The 16,007-nt window shown below is 71.0% G+C and carries 10 protein-coding genes; 5 read left to right on the top strand and 5 right to left on the bottom strand.

Going from position 1 to position 16,007, the window contains the following annotated elements; all coding sequences use genetic code 11:
* Positions 1 to 17: 17 nt before the first annotated feature.
* Positions 18 to 3,962 (bottom strand): ATP-dependent RNA helicase HrpA, encoded by a 3,945-nt coding sequence (gene hrpA, locus QEZ54_RS05765; RefSeq protein WP_281303400.1) that lies wholly within the window; start codon positions 3,960 to 3,962, stop codon positions 18 to 20.
* Between the two features lie 219 nt (positions 3,963 to 4,181).
* On the opposite strand from hrpA, the gene QEZ54_RS05760 reads away from it, so the two are divergent.
* The gene (locus QEZ54_RS05760) at positions 4,182 to 5,249 is read left to right on the top strand and encodes a hypothetical protein (protein ID WP_281303399.1); all 1,068 of its coding nucleotides are present in this window, start codon (positions 4,182 to 4,184) and stop codon (positions 5,247 to 5,249) included.
* A gap of 48 nt (positions 5,250 to 5,297) precedes the next feature.
* Here the strand turns inward: QEZ54_RS05760 and QEZ54_RS05755 are convergent, their stop codons facing one another.
* The 3 genes from QEZ54_RS05755 to QEZ54_RS05745 form a co-directional block, all read right to left on the bottom strand.
* Positions 5,298 to 6,713: a glycoside hydrolase family 18 protein gene (locus QEZ54_RS05755; RefSeq protein ID WP_281303398.1), complete on the bottom strand. Its 1,416-nt coding sequence runs from the start codon at positions 6,711 to 6,713 to the stop codon at positions 5,298 to 5,300.
* 142 nt (positions 6,714 to 6,855) lie between these two features.
* Positions 6,856 to 7,701 (bottom strand): NAD(P)-dependent oxidoreductase, encoded by an 846-nt coding sequence (locus QEZ54_RS05750; protein ID WP_281303397.1) that lies wholly within the window; start codon positions 7,699 to 7,701, stop codon positions 6,856 to 6,858.
* A gap of 68 nt (positions 7,702 to 7,769) precedes the next feature.
* On the bottom strand, positions 7,770 to 8,537 hold the full coding sequence (locus QEZ54_RS05745) for a VOC family protein (protein ID WP_281303396.1): 768 nt from the start codon (positions 8,535 to 8,537) through the stop codon (positions 7,770 to 7,772).
* Positions 8,538 to 8,657: 120 nt separating this feature from the next.
* Between QEZ54_RS05745 and QEZ54_RS05740 the strand changes: the two genes are divergently transcribed.
* Together QEZ54_RS05740 and QEZ54_RS05735 are read left to right on the top strand one after the other, a co-directional pair.
* Entirely contained in the window at positions 8,658 to 9,149 is a 492-nt protein-coding gene (locus tag QEZ54_RS05740) for a TspO/MBR family protein (RefSeq protein WP_281303395.1), read from the top strand.
* 59 nt (positions 9,150 to 9,208) lie between these two features.
* Positions 9,209 to 9,799 carry a DNA starvation/stationary phase protection protein gene (locus QEZ54_RS05735; RefSeq protein ID WP_281303394.1) on the top strand — a complete coding sequence of 197 codons (591 nt, stop codon included), beginning with the start codon at positions 9,209 to 9,211 and terminating at the stop codon, positions 9,797 to 9,799.
* 96 nt (positions 9,800 to 9,895) lie between these two features.
* On the opposite strand, the gene QEZ54_RS05730 is transcribed toward QEZ54_RS05735, so the two are convergent.
* A complete protein-coding gene (locus tag QEZ54_RS05730) occupies positions 9,896 to 11,746 on the bottom strand; it encodes an ABC transporter ATP-binding protein (RefSeq protein ID WP_281303557.1) in 1,851 nt (616 codons plus the stop codon).
* 207 nt (positions 11,747 to 11,953) lie between these two features.
* Between QEZ54_RS05730 and QEZ54_RS05725 the strand changes: the two genes are divergently transcribed.
* Positions 11,954 to 12,835, top strand: coding sequence for an MBL fold metallo-hydrolase (locus tag QEZ54_RS05725; RefSeq protein WP_281303393.1), 882 nt, complete (start codon positions 11,954 to 11,956; stop codon positions 12,833 to 12,835).
* 169 nt (positions 12,836 to 13,004) lie between these two features.
* On the top strand, positions 13,005 to 15,983 hold the full coding sequence (locus tag QEZ54_RS05720; RefSeq protein WP_281303392.1) for a S8 family serine peptidase: 2,979 nt from the start codon (positions 13,005 to 13,007) through the stop codon (positions 15,981 to 15,983).
* Positions 15,984 to 16,007: the final 24 nt, after the last annotated feature.

Below are 16,007 nucleotides of genomic sequence, written 5' to 3'. Positions count from 1 at the left end.
ACGGCGCCCGCGCCCGGTCAGCTCGCCGGTACGGTGGCCAGCGCCCGGTAGATCCGCTTGTCGGAGACCGGGTATGGCGTGCCGAGGGTCTGCGCGAAGTAGCTGACCCGCAGCTCCTCGATCATCCAGCGCACCTCGACGACCGTGTCCCAGCCCGGGGCGCCCGGCCGCGTGGACGCCTTCGCCGCGTCGTACTCGTGCAGGACGTCCTCGAGCAGCAGCAGCTTCTCGCGGTCGCGCTGCGGCTGCTCGGCCAGTTTGGCCAGGCGCTGCTCGATCGCGCGCAGGTAGCGGGTCAGGTCCGGCAGGCGGCGCAGCCCGGTCCCGGCCACGAAGCCGGGGAAGACCAGCCCGGTCAGCTGCGCCCGGATGTCGGAGACCGAGCGCACCAGCAGCACGTTGGTGATCGACTTGAGCTTGCGGTCGATCTCGTACCAGCTGGCCAGGATCGGTTCCAGCTGCTGCAGGATCTCCAGGACGGCCGGCGGCAGCTCGGCGCGGGCCTTGGCGGCCAGCTTCGCGAACGCGTCGGCGTCCCAGGCCGGGCCGCCCGCCTCGATGATGACCTTGTCGACCGCGGCGGTGACCACGTCCTCCAGCAGCGGCGCGACCCCGCCGTGCGGATTGCGGGACAGCGCCAGCTTGGCCTGGTTGGACAGTCGGCCCTGGATCGACTTCAGCGGCGGCGGGGCCGCGAGCAGCACCAGCCGCCGGGTGCCGCGCCACATCGCGTTCCACTGCTCGCCGGTCGAGTCGAAGACCTTGACGCCGACCGTCGCACCCTCGTCGACCAGCGCCGGGTAGCCCTTGACGTCGTACCCGCCGCGCTTGCGCTCGACGGTGCGGGCCAGCGGGCCGATGGTCCAGCTCGTCAGGCCGTGCATCTCCAGGTCGTCGGCGGCCGCGGCGACGGCCTGCTGCGCCTTGTCGCGCAGGCGCCGTTTCAGGTCGGGCAGGTCCTTGCCCTCGGCGAGGGTCTTGCCCTGCTCGTCCTCGACGCGGTACGTCATCCGCAGGTGGTCGGGCACCTTGTCCGGCTCCCAGCTGTCGCGGGAGATGACCACGCCGGTCATCGCGCGCAGCTGCCGCTCCAGCACCGCCAGCAGCGGCTCCTCGCTCTGCTTGACCCCGGCCAGCGCCTCGCGGACGTAGTCGGGCACCGGCACGAAGTTGCGGCGGTCGGCCTTGGGCAGCGAGCGCACCAGCGCGATCGCCAGCTCCTCGCGCAGGCCGGGGATCTGCCAGTCGAACCCGGCCGAGCTGATCTGGTTGAGCAGCGGCAGCGGAATGTGCACGGTCACGCCGTCGGCGTCCGCCCCCGGCTCGAACTGGTAGGTCAGCGGCAACTCGAACCGCCCCTGCTGCCACGTGTCCGGGTAGTCCTCCTCCTCGACCCCGCCCGCGGCGGCGTTGACCAGCATCGACTTCTCGAAGCTGAGCAGGTCGGGGGTCTTGCGCCGGGCCGCCTTCCACCAGGTGTCGAAGTGCTGGCCGGAGACGACGTCGGCGGGCAGCCGGTTGTCGTAGAAGGAGAACAGGGTCTCGTCGTCGACCAGGATGTCGCGGCGGCGGACCCGGTGCTCCAGCTCCTCGACCTCGGCCAGCAGGTCGCGGTTGGCGTGGAAGAAGTCGTGGTGGGTCTCCCAGTCGCCCTCGACCAGCGCGTGCCGGATGAACAGCTCCCGGGACAGCACCGGGTCGATGCGGCCGAAGTTCACCTTGCGCTTGGCGACGATGGGCAGGCCGTAGAGCAGGACCTTCTCGTACGCGACGACGGCAGCCTGCTTCTTCTCCCAGTGCGGTTCGCTGTACTGCCGCTTGACCAGGTGCGGCGCCAGCGTCTCGGCCCACTCGGGTTCGATCTTCGCGGCGACCCGGCCCCACAGCCGGGACGTCTCAACCAGCTCGGCCGCCATCACCCAGCGCGGCGACTTCTTGAACAGCGCCGAGCCCGGGAACAGCGAGAAGCGGGCTCCTCGGGCGCCGAGGAAGTCCCGCTTCTCCGCGTCGTAGAAGCCGAGGTGCGACAGCAGGCCGGACAGCAGCGCCTGGTGTACGGCGGCGGGCGCGGCCGGGACGGTGTTGAGCACCGCGCCGAGCTGCTTGGCCACCTGGCGCAGCTGCGACTCCAGGTCCTGCCACTCGCGGATGCGCAGGTAGTGCAGGAACTCGGTCTTGCACAGGCGGCGGAACTGGTTGGACGACAGCTCCCGCTGCTGCTCCCGTACGTAGTTCCAGAGGTTGAGGAAGGCCATGAAGTCCGAGGAGCCCTCGTCGGCGAACCGGGCGTGCTTCTCGGCGGCGGCCTGCTGGCGGTCGGCGGGGCGCTCGCGCGGGTCCTGGATGGACAGCGCGGCCGTGATGATCAGAACTTCCTTCAGGCAGCCGTTCTTCTCGGCCTCCAGCACCATCCGGCCCAGGCGCGGGTCGACCGGCAGCTGCGCCAGGCGGCGGCCGAGCGGCGTGAGCCGGCCCGGCTCGCCGCGCATCGGCGCCTCCAGGGCGCCCAGCTCGTGCAGCAGGTCCATGCCGTCGGCGATGTGGCGCCGGTCCGGCGGGTCGATGAACGGGAACGCGGCGATGTCGCCCAGGCCCAGCGAGATCATCTGCAGGATGACCGAGGCGAGGTTGGTACGCAGGATCTCCGGCTCGGTGAACTCGGGCCGGTTGACGAAGTCCAGCTCGTCGTAGAGCCGGATGCAGATGCCGTCCGAGGTGCGGCCGCAGCGGCCCTTGCGCTGGTTGGCCGAGGCCTGCGACACCGCCTCGATCGGCAGCCGCTGCACCTTCAGCCGGTTGCTGTACCGGGAGATGCGGGCCGTGCCCGGGTCGACGACGTACTTGATGCCCGGGACGGTCAGCGAGGTCTCGGCGACGTTGGTGGCGAGCACGATGCGCCGCCCGGTGTGCGGCTGGAAGACGCGGTGCTGCTCGGCGGTGGACAGCCGGGCGTACAGCGGCAGGATCTCGGTGTGGCGCAGGTTGCGTTTGCGCAGCGCCTCGGCGGTGTCGCGGATCTCCCGCTCGCCGCTGAGGAACACCAGCACGTCACCGGCCTTCTCCGTGGCCAACTCGTCGACGGCGTCGGAGATCGCCTGGATCTGGTCGCGCTCGGAGTCGCCGTCCTCCTCATCGCCCTCGACCACCAGCGGCCGGTAGCGGACCTCGACCGGGTACGTCCGGCCGGAGACCTCGATGATCGGCGCGGGACCGTCCGGCCCGGCGAAGTGGGCGGCGAAGCGCTCCGGGTCGATCGTCGCCGAGGTGATGACCACCTTGAGGTCCGGCCGCTTGGGCAGCAGCTGCTTGAGGTACCCGAGGATGAAGTCGATGTTGAGGCTGCGCTCGTGCGCCTCGTCGATGATCAGCGTGTCGTACTGCGACAGGGTGCGGTCGTGCTGGATCTCGGCGAGCAGGATGCCGTCGGTCATCAGCTTGACCATGGTCTGGTCGCCGACCTGGTCGGTGAAGCGCACCTTCCAGCCGACCGTGCCGCCCAGCGGCACGCCGACCTCCTCGGCGATGCGCTCGGCGACCGTGCGGGCGGCCAGCCGCCGGGGCTGGGTGTGCCCGATCAGGCCGCGCACGCCCCGGCCCAGTTCGAGGCAGATCTTCGGCAGCTGCGTGGTCTTGCCGGAGCCGGTCTCACCGGCGACGATCACGACCTGGTGGTCGCGGATCGCGGCGGCGATGTCCGCGCGCTTCTGGCTGACCGGCAGCTCGTCCGGGTACGTGATCGGCGGCACCGCCGCGGCCCGCGCCGCGAGCTTCTGCTCCGCCTGCGCCACCGCCTCGGTGATCTGCGTCACGGCGGCGTCCAGCGCCTCGCCGGGACGGACCTTGCGTACGCCGTCGAGGCGCCGGGCGAGCCGGCGCCGGTCGGCCGGCATCAGCTGGTCGACGCGTCGCCGCAGCTCGACGAGCGGGCTGGCGGGCTGGGGAGGGCGGGACTGAGGTGTCATGACGCCCGCAAGGATATGCCGTCACCCGGGCAGACCGACCAGCGGTTTTCCGCCTCCCGTCGGCCACCTGGCTACGTTGAGTGTCCTCACGTGAACGTTCGGTTGGTTTCAGGTCCGGAAACCTTGCCAGCGACCGACACGATGGAGTGCAATCAATCGATTGACTTGAGCCCGCGTGCAGCGTCGACCGGGCCGGACACGCCAGTGGCAGGGAGAAGCATGGCGCATCCGCGCGAGACCGTCGTACGCATGCCGATCAAGATCCTCATCAGCCTCGCGCTGTTCTCGACCACGTTCCTGGCCAGCCTGGCGTTCGAGAAGCTGCAGGCGAACGAGCCGCTGCTGCTCAGCTTCGGCGTGTCCCTGTTCGTCGCCGGGCTGGCCTTCGTCGTCCAGTTCCTCTACGACGTGGAGAAGCGCCTCGGCCGGGTCGAGGACGAGGTGGAGGAGGATCTCGCCAAGGTGGCCAGCGAGGTGGACCGCAGGCTGACCCGGATGGCGGCCGACCTCGACCAGCACGCGGCCGACAGCGAGCTGCGCCTGCGCCGCAGCTTCGAGCGGATCAGCGAGGCCACCCGCCTCTACGGCGCCGTCGACGCCGCGGCGCTGAACACCGACGCGATCACCACGCTGGTCAAGCACGCCCGCCGGATCAAGTCCCAGCCCCCGCTGATCTTCGACCTAGCGCGGGCCGAGATCGAGCGCCTCTCGGAGATGCTGCAGACGCTGGCCGACTCCAGCGACCTCACCTACGACGGCGAGGACCGGGACTGGCTGCTCGGCCTGACCAAGCACGCGGGCAAGAGCCTCGACGCGATCAGCACCACGCTCGACGTCGGCGGTCAGGACTACTTCGACGGCAGCCTGTGGCAGAGCGACCTGGGCCAGCGCTACCTGGAGGCGCAGCGGGAGGCGATCGCGCGCAACGTACGGGTGCGCCGGCTGTTCGTGCTCGACCGGCCGGGCCTGTGGCACGACGAGAAGTTCCACCAGGTGCTGGCGATGCACACCGACCTCAGCATCGAGGTCCGGGCGCTGGATCCGACCCGCTCGGCCAACGGGTTCATCCCGCCGATCTTCGACTTCATCGTCTTCGACGACGTCATCAGCTACCAGTCGTCGCCGTCCGCCCCGGTCAACGACGTCAACCGCACCAACATCGCCAGCACCCAGCTGGTCACCAACCAGGCGAAGGTGCGGCGCAACATCGCGCGGTTCCGGGAGCTGTGGCGCATCGCCACCCCGATCGCCCCGAGGGACGGGGCGCTGCTGCCCGAGGACGAGTGATCCCGGTCGGCGGGCGTGTGGCACGCGCGCCGACCGGGACCGAGTGGATCAGTTCAGGACCGGGCCCAGCGCGCTGATCAGCGCGTGGTCGTTCGAGTCCTGGCTGAGCTCCCACGCCATGGCGCCGCGCAGGCCCAGCAGCTTGATCAGTGCGGTGCGCTCGCCGATCGACTTCGGGTCCGAGTAGACGATCGTGGTGGGCGCGGTGACGGACTGACCGGCCAGCGTGTGCACCGCGGCCGGGTTCACCAGGTACGGCTCACCCGCGAACACGTTCCACTTGCGGGTGTACCCGCCCTGCCCGACGCCGTCGGCGGTGAGGACCCCCGCCACGTCGACCAGGTCGTGGTAGGACGGCTGCGGCTTGGCGTCCCAGTTCGCCGCCTCCGGGTCCAGCCCGGCGTTGTCGAACGGGCCGTACAGGCCGCCGGGGTTGCGGACGTACTGCACGCCGTAGAAGGGCACGCCGACCACGATCTTGTTGGCGGGCACGCCGTTGAGCAGGTACCACGCGACCGTGCCGGTGGTGTTCCAGGTCAGGTCGTCCGCGTTCGGGTCGCGCGGGTCCCGGCCGAACAGGGTGCTCGGACCGGCCACGGACCCGCCGGGCACGTTGAAGTCGTACGTCATGATGTTCACCCAGTCCATGGACTTGGCGAACTCACGCAGCTCGTAGTACTTCGTGGAGCTCTTGGCCGCCGGGAGGGCGGCCGTGAGCAGGTAGTGCTTGCCGTCGGCGGCGCCCTGCGCGTCGAGCTGGCGGCGGAACTCCTGCGCCAGCAGCGTCGCGTTGCGGCGGTCGGCCGGGCCGTAGTCGACGTTGCTGTCGGCCTTCTGGGTCGGGTACTCCCAGTCCAGGTCGATGCCGTCGAAGATGCCCGCGGCCGCGCCGATGCCGCCCGCGTTCTCCGGCCAGCCGCCGGTGGGCAGGTTGCCCTTGATGAAGGTGTCGATGCACGCCGCGACGAACGCCTGGCGGCGCTCGGCGGTGGCCGCGACCGAGGAGAACCACGTGGACTTGGTCCAGCCGCCCAGCGAGATCTCGATCTTCAGGTGCGGGTTGGCCGCCTTAAGCTTGCGCAGCTGGTTGAAGTTGCCGTAGAGCCGCTGGTCGGGGTAGCTGTCGGCGACCCCGTCCACGGTGTTCTCCGGGCCCCAGTAGACCTGCTGGAAGTCGGCCCACGGGTCGAGCACGCCGCAGCCGACCGCGCCGGTGGCCTGGTCGAACGTCGGCACGCCGAACGCGTACTGGATGACGTTGAGCTTGTCGGCGGGGATGTCCTTGACGAAGTAGCCCCGGCCGTAGACGTCCCAGTCGGCGAAGTACGCCGAGATGACCTTCTTCGGCGCCTTGTCGGCCGCGGTGGTGCCGGCCGCCTGCGCGGGCACGGCCGCCATCAGGCCAGCCCCCAGGGTGAGGGCGAGCGCCCCGACGAGCCCCGGACGGTGCAGAGTACGGAACATATGAACTCCCATCGTTGCCTCCCGGTGACCTTCTCCCGGCGGCAACGATCAGTCAAGAGTCCTTACAGTTAGTCTTCCTTCCAGATTCGGGCATCGGCATGCGTGCGAGCTGGGCGAATGTGTCGCATCACGACGGATCGGGTCAACGCCAGCCGTAGCGGGGTTCGTAGCCCAGCAGGCGGCGCGCCTTGTCGATGGAGAGCAGCGTCTCGTTCCCCGCGACCGGCCGCTTCCACGGCACCTGCGGGAACAGCTCCCCCGCCAGCTCCGCCGACGGCCGGTGCATCACCGAGTCCGCGTTGGCGATGATGAACACCTCCAGCCCCGGCACCTGGTACTCCAGCGCCAGCCGGGCCGCCCGCGCCCCGTCGCGGCAGTCGATGTAGGACCACAGGTTCCAGCTGCGCAGCTTCGGATCGTCCTGGTAGGACGGGAAGGCGGCGTAGTCGCCGGGCTCCATCACGTTGGAGAAGCGCAGCCCGATCATCTTCAGCTCGGGCTCCCAGCGGCAGAACTGGGCCGCCATCTCCTCGTCGAGCCGCTTGGCCAGCGCGTACGCCGTCTCCGGGCGGGTCTCGTACTCCTCGTCCACGGGCAGGTACGGCGGCGGGGTGTCGAACGGCAGCCCGAGCAGCGTCTCGCTGGACGCCCAGACGACGTTGCGGATGCCCGCGGCACGCGCTGCGGCGAACACGTTGTAGCTGACCGTCACGTTGTTGGCGAAGGTCGCCGCGTTGCCGGTGACGCCCGGCCCGGGGATCGCGGCCAGGTGCACCACCGCGTCGACCCGGCGGTAGCGGCTGTCGATCGCGGTGAACGCCTCGACCGCCTGCCCGTAGTCGGTGAAGTCGATCCGGGTGTACGGGCAGAGCTGCTCCCGCGGGGCGGCCAGGTCCAGGTTCACCACGTCGTACCCGTGCGCCAGCAACTCGCGCACCACCGCCCGGCCCAGCTTGCCGCTGCCCCCGGTCACCGCCACCAGCGTCATCGCGCCCGCACCCTCGTTCGACCCGACGGCCGGGCCTGCCCGACCGGGATCAACGTACCGAGCGCGGCTCAGATGCTGAAGTCCGGGTTGCTGCGGATGATCGAGAACCCGGCCCCCTGCGGGTCGCTCAGGATCGCGAACCGGCCGGCGGGCGAGTTCTCCGGCGGCATGACCTTGTTCGCGCCCAGCTCCAGCGCCTGCGCGAACGACGAGTCGCAGTCGTCCACCTCGAAGTAGACCGACCAGTGCGAGGACATCGGCCGCCACGCCGGATCGATCGGCATCGCCCCGGCCACGGCGCGTCCGCCCACCTCCAGCAGCGTGTACGTCATCCCCTCGGCCATCGACACGTCGCGCTCGTCGAGGCCGAACACCTCCTGGTAGAACACCTTGCTCGCGTCGAGGTCGGAGGTCATCAGCTCGCTCCAGGCGACGCTGCCGGGCTCGTTGGCCAGCTCGAACCCCTCGTGCCGGGCCGGCTGCCAGCCGCTGAAGAAGGCGCCGGTCGGGTCCAGGAAGACCGCCATCCGACCCTGGTCCATCACGTCCATCGCCGGGGCCACCACCCGGCCGCCGTGCTCCTCCACCTTGCGGGCGACGTCGTCGAGGTCGCCGGTGGCGAAGTACGTCGACCAGGACGAGCCCCGCTCGGGGTCGGTGGCCGGGCCGAGCCCGGCGACCTGCCTGCCGTCCTTGCGGAAGATCCGGTAACCGCCCGCCTGCGGGCCCAGCTCGTCGGCGGTCCAGCCGAACAGGCGGCCGTAGAAGGCGGCCGAGCCGTCGACGTCGGTGCTGCCCAGATCGACCCAGTTGGGCGTGCCCTGTGCGTACCTCATGCGGCCATCGTCGCCCGAGGGCCGAGCGGGTGCCCCGCCATCGGCGAAAATCGGCGGGGCGAATCGACGCATTTGTGGAAACCGCGTTTCCCTAACGCGGATCTCGGATATGCCACAGGTATGACAGAGAACCTGGTACGGCAGCCGCCGGCGCGGCAGTGGTGGGTCCTGGCGGGGTTCGCCGCCGCGGTGACCGTGGTCGCGGTGGTCGGCGGACTGGCCGTGGCCCAGCCCGCCGACGACTACGCGGCCCTGGCCCGGCCCGGCTGGGCGCCGCCGTCGTGGCTGTTCGGCCCCGTCTGGACGGTGCTCTACGCGATGATCGCGCTGTCCGGCTGGCTGGTCTGGCGGGCGGTGGGCTGGGGACCGCAGCTGGTGCCGTACGCGGTGCAGCTGGTGCTCAACGCGGTCTGGACCCCGCTGTTCTTCGGCGCGGGGCAGCGCGGTGCCGCGCTGGTCGACATCGTGGCGCTGTGGCTGGCCATCGGCGCGACCGTGCTGGCCTTCCGGAAGGTCTCCGCCCCGGCCACCTGGCTGCTGGTGCCGTACTGGCTGTGGGTGAGCTTCGCGACGGCCCTCAACTTCAGCATCTGGCAGCTCAACCAGGGCTGACTCTGGTTGACTCGGACACGGCACGCCGCTGCCGTCCGACGAGGTGAAGGAGACGTTCGATGGTTTCGAAGACTCCGGCCAAGAGCTCCGCCCGGGGCGGCAGCCAGCCGAACCTGCACCAGAAGGGGGTGCAGATCCAGGAGTTCGGGACCGTGCGCCAGCTTCCGGTCGGGCTGTCCCACGACGCCCGGATGTACTCCTGCGAGCGGCTCAACCAGACGCTGGCCGACAGCCAGATCCTCTACAGCCTCTACAAGAAGCACCACTGGCTCATGCGCGGCCCGACCTTCTACCAGCTCCACCTGCTGCTGGACAAGCACGCGGGCGAGCAGCTGGAGCTGATCGACACCATCGCCGAGCGCATCCAGAGCCTCGGCGGCGTCGCCATCGGCGACCCGCGCCACATCGCGGAGATCACCGTGATCAAGCGGCCGCCGGACGGGGTCGAGGAGGTCCCGGCGATGATCTCCCGGCTGCTGGAGGCGCACGAGTCGATCCTGATCGCCGCGCACGACGCCGCCTCGCGCGCCGCCGAGATGGGCGACGACGGCACCAACGACCTGCTGGTCTCCGACGTCATCCGCACCGGCGAGATGCAGGCCTGGTTCCTGGCCGAGCACCTCGTCGACACCCCGCTCACGGAGGCCTGACGCGCGCCGTGCCCAGTCGTGCAGTTCCGGGGAGAGTGCGGGAATCGAACTCGAAATTCGCGCGCTCTCCCCGGAACCGTCGGCTCGCCGAGGGGGTCAGGCCTGGTAACCGGCGGCCTGGAGGGTGAAGAGGTCGGCGTAGCGGGCGGGGGCGGCCATGAGTTCGGCGTGGGTGCCGGACTCGATCAGGACGCCCTCGTGCATGACGAAGATGCGGTCGGCGTGGCGGACGTTGGCCAGGCGGTGCGTGATCAGGATGGTGGTGCGCCGGCCCTGGCGGTCGCGCAGGGCCTGGAACAGGGCGTCCTCGGCCCGGGGGTCCAGCGCGGAGGACGGCTCGTCCATGATCAGCAGTTCGGCGTCGCGGAGGAAGCCGCGGGCGGCGGTGATCCGCTGCCACTGGCCGCCGGACAGGTCCTGGCCCTGGGCGAAGGTGCGGTCCAGCAGCGTCTCGTACCCGTTCGGCAGCGCCACGATCATCTCGTGGGCCGCGGCGCGCGCGGCCGCCGACTCGATGCGGGCCCGCTTCGGCAGCCCGGCGATGTCGCCGAGGGCGATGTTGGTGGCCGCCGTGAACGGCCACTTGTGGTAGTCCTGGGTGACGACGGCGATCCGGCCGCGCAGCGCGGCCGCATCCAGCTCGCCGAGCGGGACCCCGTTCCAGGTGAGCACGCCGCCGCTCGGGACGCGGAGTCCGGCGATCATGGCGGCGAGGGTGGACTTGCCCGATCCGTTCTCCCCCACGAACGCCACCGTCTGACCTGCCTTGATCTCCAGCGAGACCGCGTCCACGGCGCGGGTCTCGCGGTCGGGGTAGACCAGGCTGACCGCCTCGGCGCGCAGCTCCCGCAGCGGCGGCGGCGCGACCGTGCCGGAGGTGTCGGGCAGGTGGTCGGCGGCGCGGCGCAGCAGCGCGGTGTAGTCGCCGAAGTGCCGCCCGTCGGTGTAGAGCCGGTCCACGTGGATGGTGACCGTCGACAGCGCCCGGGACGCCGCCTGGAGCGCCACCACGCAGGTCGCCGCGGCCGCCAGCGGGATCGAGCCGTTCAGCAGCAGCCAGCCGAGCAGCGCGTACACGGCGCCGCTGGCGACGCCGCCGATCAGCGAGCCGACGGTCGTGGTGGTGGTGACCTTGCGGGCCAGGTCGAGCTGGATCCGGGTCTCCACCTCCATCACCTGGTCGTACTGGCCGAGCAGGAACTGGCGCAGGTCGTAGCTGCGCAGCTCGGCGGCGGTCTGCCGGTCCGCCATCAGCCGGTGCAGGATCCACAGCCGCCGGCGGCGCACCGAGCCCGCCACGTACGTCTGGTAGCGCTGGTGGCCGGCCTTGAGCGCGGCCCACGCGTTGGGCACCGTGGCCACCAGCAGCGCGAGCAGCAGCAGCGGGTGGATCAGGATCACGGCGACCGTGACGGCAAGCAGCGACACCACGCCCGCGAGCAGGTTCATGGTGCCCTGCACCAGGCCCATCGCGGCGTCGGTGCCCCGGCTGGCGCGCTCGACGTCGTCGGCGAAGGCGTCCTGGTCGAACGCGTCCAGGCGGACCGCGGTGGTGGTCTCGAAGAGCTTGCGCTCCACCACCCGGTCCACCCGGGGCGTGAGCCCGTTCTGGGCGTACCCGCTGGCGATGCCGAGCCCGGCGCGGGCCGCGGTCGCCAGCGCCAGCGCGATCAGCGCGGGCAGCGCGGCGCTGACCCGGTCGGGCGTCGGCCCGGCCGAGAACAGTCCGACCAGGACCCGCTGCGTCGCCAGCAGCCCGAACGTGGCCATCGCACCCGCGGCGACGGTGGCCGCGCCGACGACGACGGTGCGGGTCCGGTCGGCGTTCCAGCTGATGCCCACGGCGGTGGAGACCAGCCGGGGCAGTTCGGTGAAGACGGCGAACAGGCCCGCGTCGGCGCGGGCGCGCATGCCGGTCTCCCACCACATGGCCCGCAGTTCGGGCAGCGCGGGCTCGTACGCGGGCGGGGCTGAGTCGGGGTCCTCGGTCGAGGTGGTGGCGCCGGTGGCGGTCGCGGTCACGTGGTGTCCTCCCTGGTCGGTGAGGTATCAGTCTTTCGCGCGGGACCGCCGCGCAACGAGCGATTTCGATCGACGTCAGCCGGTAGAGTGGTGAATGATCATCCACGGCCGGGGTCACGAGGAGCGTCGCGCATGTCCGAGCAGGTCGAGCCCATCGCGTTCGCCACGCGTCCGCCCGCCGCCCGGCCGCTGGACGTGGCTTGGATCCACGGCTCGCCGGCGGCCAAGTACAACACCGACCCCGACCTCCAGGTGTACGCGCACGACGAGCACACCTACCTGCTGCGCCAGAACAAGGCGGTGCACTACGAGGCGCCGTTCCTGTTCCTGCTGTTCGGCGCCGACCGGGCGGTGCTGATCGACACCGGCGCCACCGCGGACCCGGCGCACATGCCGCTGCGCACCGTCGTCGACGGGCTGATCGCCGACTGGCTGGCCCGGCACCCGCGCCCCGGCTACCGGCTGCTGGTCCTGCACACCCACTCCCACGGCGACCACACCGCCGGGGACGGCCAGTTCGCCGACCGGCCCGACACCGAGCTGATCGGCGCGAAGCGCGAACCGGCGTACGCCTTCTTCGGCTTCGACGCCGACCCCGACCGCACCGCCCTGGTCGACCTCGGCGGCCGGGTGCTGGAGTGCCTGGCCATCCCCGGCCACCACGACGCCTCGGTCAGCTTCTACGACCCGCACACCGGCTTCCTGCTCACCGGCGACACCGTCTACCCCGGACGGCTGTACGTGAACGACTGGGCCGCCTTCGGGCGCAGCATCGACCGGCTGGTGGAGTTCGCCGGACGGCGGCCGGTCACGCACGTGCTGGGCTGCCACATCGAGATGAGCACCACGCCGGGGCAGGACTACCCGGTGGGCTGGAGCTACCAGCCGGACGAGCCGCCGCTGGAGCTGACGGTCGAGCAGCTGCGGCAGCTGCAGCGGGCGGTGGCGGAAGTCGGCGACCGGCGCGGGCGGCACCCGTACCCGGACTTCGTCATCGACCGCACGAACGGCTGACCGGCGCAGATCACTCAGCGTCAGTCCTTTGTGGAACCAACAGCAGCTCAGGCAGGGCTGCTGGACCAAATTCGAGCCATAGGGCTGATACGACTCGACCGATCGAGCGACATACCTTCAACCCGCGCGGGCACGCGGACGTGCCCGCCGGAGCAGGAGGTTACCCCTCGTGAGAATCCAGCGACTGACCCGCAACCGCGCGGTCACGCTCGCGCTCGCCACCGTGACCGTAGCCTTCGTGGCCGGTGCCGGTGTCCAGGGCGCCCAGGCCGCGCCGTCCAGCGGCGGCCAGACGAAGCTCTACATCGTCCAGACCGACAGCGCCCCCGCCGGCGTGTACGAGGGCGACATCGCCGGCTACCAGGCGACCAGGCCCGCCGAGGGCGAGCGCTTCGACTCCTCGACCGCCGCCGCGAAGGCGTACACCAAGCTGCTCACCTCGCGCCACGACAACGTGCTGCGCAAGGTGGGCGCTGCCGGCAAGAAGCACTCGGACCTGTCCACCGTGTTCGACGGCTTCATCGCCGAGCTGACCGAGTCGCAGGCCGCGCAGCTGTCCAAGACCGCCGGTGTGGTGCGGGTCTGGGAGAACAAGGTCTACACCGTCGACACGACGACCACCCCGAAGTTCCTGGGGATGTCCGGCGACACCGGCGTGTGGCAGCAGCGGTTCGGCGGCGCCGAGAAGGCCGGCCAGGGCATCATCATCGGCGACATCGACTCCGGCATCTGGCCGGAGAACCCGGCGTTCGCCGCCCTGCCGACCCCGCGCCCGGACCAGTGGATCATCAACCACAAGTGGCGCGGCGTCTGCGACGCGGGCACCGAGGAGCCGATCGCCTGCAACAACAAGCTCATCGGCGCGCGCTACTACGCCGGCTTCGGCAACACGGTGACCGAGGACGAGTTCCTCAGCCCGCGTGACCTGAGCAGCCACGGCACGCACACCGCGTCGACCGCGGCGGGCAACTACAACGTGCCGGCGACGATCAACGGCGGCTCGGTCGGCTCGATCAGCGGCATGGCCCCGGCCGCCCGCATCGCCGTGTACAAGGCGCTGTGGGAGAAGGCCGACGGCTCCGGCGCCAGCGGCACCACCGCCGGCCTGGTCCAGGCCATCAACGACGCGGTCGCCGACGGCGTGGACATCATCAACTACTCGATCTCCGGCTCGACCGACTCCGTGGTGGGCCCCGACGAGGTGGCGTTCCGCAACGCCGCCGCGGCGGGCGTGTTCATCTCCACCTCGGCCGGCAACAGCGGCGACTCGGGCCCGTCGACGGTGGCGCACAACTCGCCGTGGACGATCACCGTCGCGGCGAGCACCCACGACCGGGGCAACCAGAAGAGCGTCGTGCTGGGCAACGGCGCGAGCTACACCGGCGTCGGCGTCGTGCCGGCCGCGGTGGCCTCGACCGGCCTGGTGAACGCCAAGGACATCGCGCTCGCCGGACAGGACCCGGCCATGGCCGAGCTCTGCATGCCGGGCACCCTCGACCCGGCGCTGGCCGCCGGGAAGATCGTGATCTGCACCCGGGGCATCAACGCCCGCGTCGAGAAGAGCGCGGTCGCCGCGGCCGCCGGTGCGGTGGGCGTGGTGCTGGCGAACTCGTCGGCGGCGCAGACCGGTGTCGGCGACTTCCACGCCGTGCCGACCGTGCACGTCAGCTTCGCCGACGGCGTGGCGATCAAGGCGTACGTCGCGGGCGCGGGCGCCGGTGCGACCGCGAGCCTGACCGAGACCGACCCGACCCCCGTCCAGGCGCCGGTCATGGCCGGCTTCTCCTCGTACGGTCCGGCCCTGGCCGGTGGCGGCGACCTGCTCAAGCCCGACATCACCGCGCCGGGCGTGGACATCATCGCGGCGACCTCGCCGGTGACCGACGGCAACGACTTCAACGCGCTGTCGGGCACCTCGATGTCGGCTCCGCACATCTCCGGCCTGGCCGCCCTGATCCTGGCCAAGCACCCGCTGTGGCCGCCGATGTGGGTCAAGTCGGCGATCATGACGACCGCGTACCAGACCGACAACACGGGTGGCCCGATCCAGACCGTGGACGGCGACGCGACCCCGCTGAACTACGGCGCGGGCCACGTCGACCCGGCCAGGATGTTCGAGCCCGGCCTGGTGTACGGGTCGAAGCCGCGCGACTGGGACGCGTACGCGTGCTCGATCGGGCAGACCCCGGAGAAGGGCTGCGCGAAGGTCGCCAAGATCGACCCGAGCGACCTGAACTACCCGTCGATCGCCGTCGGCGACATCACCGGTGAGCAGGTCATCAAGCGCACGGTCACCAACACGGCCCTGTCCAGCGCGACGTACAAGGCGACCGTCACGGCTCCGGCCGGGTTCACGGCGACCGTCAGCCCGAGCAGCCTCACCCTCGGGCCGCTGCAGTCCAAGAGCTTCACCGTCAAGATCACGCGTACCACCGCGGCGCAGAACGTCTGGGCCTTCGGTTCGCTGACCTGGACGCACAGCTCGAAGGGCAAGACGCTGCACAGCGTCCGCAGCCCGATCGCGGTCCGGCCGGTGCCGGTCGCGGTCCCGCCGAACCTGAGCGCCACCGGCTCGGGCACCACGGTCAAGGTCAAGGGCGGCTACACCGGCACCCTGACCAGCACCGTGTCCGGCCTGGTCCCGGCCGGCGTCACCGGTGACGCCCTCGACCCGGACGGCCCTGAGTTCAACTCCGGCCTCCCGGCCGCGTCGACCCGTACCGCGAAGATCACGTTCACCGTGCCGGACGGCGGCTTCGGCCGGGTCCAGACCTTCGACGCCGACTACGCGATGGGCACCGACATCGACGTCTTCGCGTACGTGGCGGGCACCGCGAACGAGGTGGGCGAGAGCGCCGGCGGCACCGCGGCCGAGGTCATCGATCTGGGTCCGGGTACCTACGACGTCTACTACACCCTGTTCGACGCGGCGGCCGTGACCACGGTCAAGGGCCACTCGTGGGCGGTCCCGGCGACCGCGGCGGGCAACTTCACCGCCACCCCGGCCAGCCAGGCGATCACCGTCAACGGCACGGCCACCGTGACCCTGTCGTGGAGCGGCCTGGTCGCGGGCACCCGCTACCTCGGCGTCGTGACGTACGGCGACGGCACCGCCGTGGTCGGCCAGACGGTCGTCACCGTCAGCTGACCCGAGCACAGCGGAAGGGGCCCG

The sequence above is a fragment of the Catellatospora sp. KI3 genome (genome assembly GCF_029948125.1).
Taxonomy (GTDB): Bacteria; Actinomycetota; Actinomycetes; order Mycobacteriales; family Micromonosporaceae; genus Catellatospora.
The sequence above is the reverse complement of the archived record's forward strand: the minus strand, read 5'-3'. Positions and strand labels throughout refer to the sequence as shown.